Origin of the sequence: Kitasatospora sp. NPDC001309 (genome assembly GCF_042896295.1) — a bacterium.
In the GTDB taxonomy this organism is placed as follows: domain Bacteria; phylum Actinomycetota; class Actinomycetes; order Streptomycetales; family Streptomycetaceae; genus Kitasatospora.
The window spans coordinates 117,289-123,288 of record NZ_JBIAXC010000029.1 but is presented as its reverse complement, the minus strand read 5'-3'; the positions used below and the strand labels follow the sequence as shown (position 1 = coordinate 123,288).

Annotated in this window: 3 protein-coding genes; 1 reads left to right on the top strand and 2 read right to left on the bottom strand. The window is 76.0% G+C overall.

Annotated features, from left to right (window positions below; all coding sequences use genetic code 11):
* Nucleotides 1-148: 148 nt before the first annotated feature.
* On the bottom strand, nt 149-4,150 hold the full coding sequence (locus ACFY2K_RS27080) for a Pls/PosA family non-ribosomal peptide synthetase (RefSeq protein WP_387714756.1): 4,002 nt from the start codon (nt 4,148-4,150) through the stop codon (nt 149-151).
* 423 nt (nt 4,151-4,573) lie between these two features.
* Between ACFY2K_RS27080 and ACFY2K_RS27075 the strand changes: the two genes are divergently transcribed.
* A complete protein-coding gene (locus ACFY2K_RS27075; RefSeq protein WP_387714753.1) occupies nt 4,574-5,233 on the top strand; it encodes a histone deacetylase in 660 nt (219 codons plus the stop codon).
* A 19-nt stretch (nt 5,234-5,252) separates the two neighbouring features.
* Here ACFY2K_RS27075 and ACFY2K_RS27070 read toward each other — a convergent pair whose 3' ends face one another.
* Entirely contained in the window at nt 5,253-5,987 is a 735-nt protein-coding gene (locus tag ACFY2K_RS27070) for a hypothetical protein (RefSeq protein ID WP_380641915.1), read from the bottom strand.
* Between the last annotated feature and the right edge of the window lie 13 nt (nt 5,988-6,000).

The window sequence follows — 6,000 nt, the reverse complement described above, 5'->3', positions numbered from 1 at the left end:
ATATAACCCCCCATAATAACACACTTCCCCCCCCCCCCGCTCTACCTTCCCCGGGGCTTGCCCCCCCCCCCCCCGGCCGGCGGGGGGGGGGGGGCCCCGGGGGTCCCCGCGCCCCCCCACCGCCTGTGCGCGGGCCCGTGCGGGTGGGCTACATCACGGCGGCCCGGCGCCGCCCGCGGGCCGCGCGGCGCCCGGCCGGCGGGGTGGCGTCGGCGTTCCAGGCGGCGACCGGGTTGCCCAGCCAGCGGGTGGCGCCGGGGACGTTCTCCCCGCGCATCACCAGGGAGGCCGGGCCGACGGTGGTGTCGTCGCCGAGCGAGGAGTTGAGCAGCACGATCGAGTGCGGCCCGGTGGTGGAGCCGGCGCCCAGGTGGACGGGGCCCAGCCGCATCACCCGGTCGTGGAACAGGTGGGTCTGCAGCACGGTGCCGCGGTTGACGCTGGCGCCCGCCCCGACGGTGACCAGGTCGCTCTCGGGCAGCCAGTGGGTCTCGCACCAGGCCCCGCGCCCGATCCTCGCGCCGAGGCTGCGCAGCCACAGGTTGAGGTAGGGGGTGCCGGTCATGGCGCCGCCGCCGAAGGGCATGGCGAGTTCCTCGACGAAGGTGTCGTAGAGCTCGTTGCGCCAGACGAAGGAGGACCACAGCGGGTGCTCGGACACCCGGAAGCGTCCGACCAGCAGCCACTTGGCGAGGGTGGTGAGCGCCAGGGCGGCCACGGCGGCGGCCGCCAGCACCAGGCCGGCCGCGCCGGCGGCGGTGCCCAGCCCGTAGTCGTCGCGGATCGCCTGGAGGGCGGCGAAGACCAGGTCGGCCAGGATCGCGGCGACGACGACCGGCAGCAGCCGGCAGACCTCGACGCCGGCCCGGGCCCACATCAGGCGCTTGGGCGGGTTGTAGGTGCGGTCCTCGCCGCCGGCGGCGGCCACCCGGGGCAGGGCGAAGGCGGGCCGGCCCAGCCAGGAGGAGCCCTCGGGGGCCTGGGCGGGGGTGTCGGAGAGCACGCCGACCAGGGAGTTGTCGGGCAGCGAGCGGCCGGGGCCGACGATGCCGGAGTTGCCGACGAAGGAGCGGCGCCCGACGTGGGAGCGGCCCAGGTGCAGCCAGCCGTCGCGCAGCTCGTAGGGGGCGACCAGGGTGTCGTCGGCGAGGAAGGCGCCGTCGTCGACCCGCATCAGGGCGGGCAGGGCGAGCACGGTGGAGGCCTCCACCCGGCGCCCGACCCTCGCGCCGAGCAGGCGCAGCCACACCGGGGTGAAGAGGCTGGCGTAGAAGGGGAACAGGGTGCGCCGGGCGCCGTCGCTGAGGTGGGAGACCCCCCAGGCGCAGAAGGCGACGCCGCCGGTGGCCGGGTGGAAGCCCGGGCGCAGCGGGAGCGAGAGCAGGCGGATCAGGAGGGCTATCAGTGCGGCGTGGCAGAAGACGGTCAGGACGGCCAGCGGCACGGTCAGCGGCAGCAGCTGGAGCAGGGCGGCGAGCAGGGTGCGGTCGGTGCCGACCAGCGGGTAGACGATGAACAGCGCGGGCAGGGCGGCCAGGACGGGGACGAGGCCGAAGAGGGCGAAGGCGGCGCCGTAGGCCGGGTTCCAGGCGCGGGTGCGCTTGGCGGGGGCGGTGGGCCAGGGGGTGCGGGCCTCGGTGCAGGGGCGGGCCGGGGAGCCGTGCCAGTGCTCGCCGGGCGGGACGGTGGCGGTGACGCAGGAGCCGGGGGCGATCTGGGCGCCGGCGCCGACGCGGGCGCCGGGCATCACGGTGGCGCGGTGGCCGACGGCGGCGCCCTCGCCGATGTCGAGGTGGCCGAGCTGGAGGGTGTCGCCGTCGAGCCACCAGCCGGCGATGTCGACCTCGGGTTCGAGGCTGGCGCCGTTGCCGATCCGGGCCAGGCCGGTGACCGGGGGCGCGGTGTGCAGCTGGACGTCGCGGCCGACGCGGCAGCCGAGCATCCGGGCGTAGCGCACGGCCCAGGGGGTGCCGGAGAGGTTGCCGGTGCCGAACATGGCGGTGTAGCGCTCGGCGGCCCACAGTCGCAGGTGGACGTGGCCGCCGCGGGGGTGGCTGCCGGGGCGGATGCCGGCGGTGATCAGGCGGGCGCCGGCGGCGGCGAGCAGGGTGCGGCCGGGGGCGGTGAAGAAGAGGAGCGCGCCGGCGGCCACGGGCCACCAGGAGCTGTGCGGGGCCCAGGGGATGTCGGTGCCCATGAGGTTGTCGGCGGCGATCAGGACGATCACCCAGCGCAGGCCGGAGAGGCCGAACATGGCGAGCAGCATCAGGGTCTGCCAGAGGCCGGCGCTGCGCGGGGTGGGGCGCACCGGCCTGCGGGGCGGGGCGGTCGCGGCGGATTCCGGCCCGGCCGCGGCCGCCTGGGCCCGCGGGGCCGGGGCGAGGGAGTCGAGGTAGCCGGCGAGGTCGCCGAGTACCGGGTGGGCGTAGAGGTCGGCGACGGAGACGCCGCTGTGGCGGGTGCGCAGTTCGGAGACCAGGCGGGCGGCGGTGAGGCTGGAGCCGCCGAGGGCGAAGAAGTCGTCGCCGTTGCCGGGGGCCATGCCGAGCAGGCGCTCCCACTGGCCGGCGAGCCAGCCGGCGGTGCCGTCCAGGGGCTGGGCGGGGCCGTCGGGGCTGGTGGTGCCGGTGGTGGGCAGCGGCCAGGGCAGGGCGTGGCGGTCGACCTTGCCGGAGGTCTTGGTCGGCAGGGAGTCGACCAGGGCCAGGACGGGCACCAGGGGTCGGGGCAGGCGCTCCAGCAGGTGCCGGCGGGCGGTGGCCAGGTCGGGGGTGGTGCCGGGCTGGGCGACGAGGTAGCCGACCAGCAGGTCGGCGCCGGCGGGGGTCTTGCGGACGGCGGCGGCGGCCGCGCGGATGCCGGGCAGGGCCTGGAGGGCGGCGTCGATCTCGCCGAGTTCGATGCGGCGCCCGCCGAGTTTGATCTGGTCGTCGGCGCGGCCGAGGAAGACCAGGCCCTCGGGGTCGTTGCGGACCAGGTCGCCGCTGCGGTAGACGCGGGGGGAGGCGATCGCGGGGTGCGGGCTGTACTTCTCGGCGTCCTTGGCGGGGTCGAGGTAGCGGGCGGTGCCGATGCCGCTGATCAGCAGTTCGCCGCTCTCGTACCAGGGCACGGGGTGGCCGTCGGGGCCGACGACGGCGATCTCCCAGCCGTCCAGGGGGGCGCCGATGCGCACCGGCTCGCCGGGGAGCATCCGGGCGGCGGTGGCGACGACGGTGGTCTCGGTGGGGCCGTAGGTGTTCCAGAACTCGCGGCCGGGGACGGCCAGGCGCTCGACCAGTTCGGCCGGGCAGGCCTCGCCGCCGACGATGATCAGGCGGACCTGGTCCAGGCACTCCTGGGGCCACAGGGCGAGCAGGGTGGGGACGGTGGAGATCGCGGTGATGCGGCGCTGGACGAGCCAGGGGCCCAGGTCGGTGCCGGCCTTGACCAGGGAGCGGGGGGCGGGGACGAGGCAGGCGCCGTGGCGCCAGGCCAGCCACATCTCCTCGCAGGAGGCGTCGAAGGCCACCGACAGGCCCGCCAGGACGCGGTCCCCGGGGCCCAGCGGCTGGGGGCGAAGGAAGATCCGGGCCTCGGCGTCGACGAAGGCGGCGGCGCTGCGGTGGGTGACGGCCACGCCCTTGGGGCGGCCGGTGGTGCCGGAGGTGAAGATGATCCAGGCGTCGTCGGCGGGGGTGGGCCAGGCGGGGCGGCCCGAGGGGCGGGCGGCGGGGCCGGCGAACAGGCGGCGCTCGGCGCCGACGACGGCGCAGACCCGGGCGTCCTGCCAGATCATCTCGGCGCGCTCGTCGGGGTCGTCGGCGTCCACCGGGACGTAGGCGGCGCCGCAGCGCAGCACGGCGAGGATGGCGACGTACAGGTCGGCGGTGCCGGAGGGGATGCGTACGCCCACCCGGTCGCCGGTGCCGATGCCGTGGCCGGCCAGGACGCCGGCGAGGGCGTCGACCTCCTGCAGCAGGGTTCTGTAGTCGAGGACGGCGTCGCCGGTGTCCAGGGCGGGCGCGTGCGGGTGCGCGTCGGCCGTGGCGGCGATGACGTCGAGGAGGCTTCGGGGGTGGGCGGGCTGGGCCACCGGCCAGCCGGCTGCCTGCCCCGGGTGGGGGCGGTGCAGCGTGACTGGGCCGGACGTGTCATGCCGTGCGTCCATGGGGTGGGTTCCTCGGCTCCGTTTTCCTGGGAGGGCGCGCATTGCCTGCTACGTGCGGTGACCTGGTCGTCACCTGGTGGGACGCGCCCACTCACCATGACTCCGCTGGGAGTCGGCTGGATGCAGCGAAGGTGCGGTCAAAGAGAATTCTCATCATCGATGCCGTTTCCTCAGGCATCGATACGAATCGAATGTCATTTCGGGGGGTTTCGAGCGTTTTCGATGGTGAAGGCTAATCGGCGGAAACCGGAGGGGCGTGACGACGGAGGGAAGAGTGATGAACACCATGGCGACCGGAACGGTACAGGTAGTGAGGGGTCGGCTACCGAATCGGGGGGTTTCGGACGGATTCTCGACCTGTGCACGTCATTCTCATCTTTGTGTGGGAGGCTGCCGCCGCCCTTTTCCGTGCGGATGTTTCCTGTGAATTCGGTGTGCGCCCGGGCCGCCCGCCCCGGCACCACCGGCCGGGACCGGCTCCTCTGGTACGCGGCGTACGGGTCCAACCTGCACGCCGCCCGCTTCTCCTGCTACCTCTGCGGCGGCCGCCCCGCGGGCGCGGCACGCGCCTGCCCGGGCTGCCGCGACCGGCGCCCGCCGCGCGCCAGCGCGGCCCTGCCCCTGCCCGGCACGGTGTACTTCGCCGGGCACTCGGCCACCTGGGGCGGCGGCACCGCCTTCTACGACCCCGCCGGGCCCGGGCGGGTGCCCTGCCGCGCCTACCTCGTCACGGCCGGCCAGTTCGGCGACGTCGCCGCCCAGGAGATACAGCGCGCCCCCGCCGCCGACCTCGACCTCACCCGCGTCCTGGCCACCGGGCGCGACCGCCTCGGCCCCGGCCGCTACGAGACCCTCCTGCGCGTGGGCGCGCTCCGGGGGCGCCCGGTGCTCACCCTCACCTCCCCCACCGGCCTGGCCGGCGCCACCCCCACCGCCCCCTCCCCCGCCTACCTGCGCACCCTGGCCGCCGGCCTCGCCGAATCCCACACCTGGGGCCCCTGGCGCACCGCCGGCTACCTCGCCACCCGCCCCGGCGCCGCCGGCCACTGGCCGGTGGCGGCGGTGGCGGCCCTGCTGGACTGAACGGGGGACCACGGCCCGCTCAGCCGTCGACGTCCGCGGCGCGGCACGGCTCGGTGACGGTCGGGCACAGCTGGGGCAGGTCGTCCGTGTACGGCGGCTCCATCGTCTGCGCCCCGGGAGCCGGGGCGCCGGGGACCTGGGTGGCGAAGCCGTACCGGACGACGGTGACCGCCCTCCCGCCGCCGAGGTCGATCACCCGCTGGTGCAGCGGCCCGAACCGGTGCCGGGCATCGCCCCGCAGCACGACCTGCTTGGTGTCCACGGGGAAGAGCACGAAGAGGGACAGCCGCCGGTGGTCGCCGATCATCGTCGGCCGCCTGCGGGCCGTGAAGGCCCCGGGCGGGCCACCGGTGACGTCGGTGTTCAGGCGGCCGTCGACGCGGGTGGTCGAGGCCAGGCACAGGTGGGAGTCGTCCTCCAGCCACACCACGTCCGCCCAGTCCTGGGAGCCCTCGCTCCGGTCGAGCACGACCGTGTTCTCCGGCGTCGGGACGGGGCAGTCCGGCGTGCCCTTGTGCATCGTGGCCAGCTCGTCCAGGACCCACTGCGCCGACGCCGGGGCCGGCTCGGGCAGCACCACCCGGTGCACCGCCGCAGTGGCCGCGGCCGTCGCCACCGCTGTCGCCGCGGGTTTCGCCGTGGGTTTCGCCGCGGGTTCCGGCGTGCCGCCGTCCTGCCCCGTACAGGCCGCCGCCCCCAGCGCCAGCACCGCCGCCGCGACCACCGCGCCCCCGCGCCGCGCCGCACTCCCCATCACGCCACCCCCG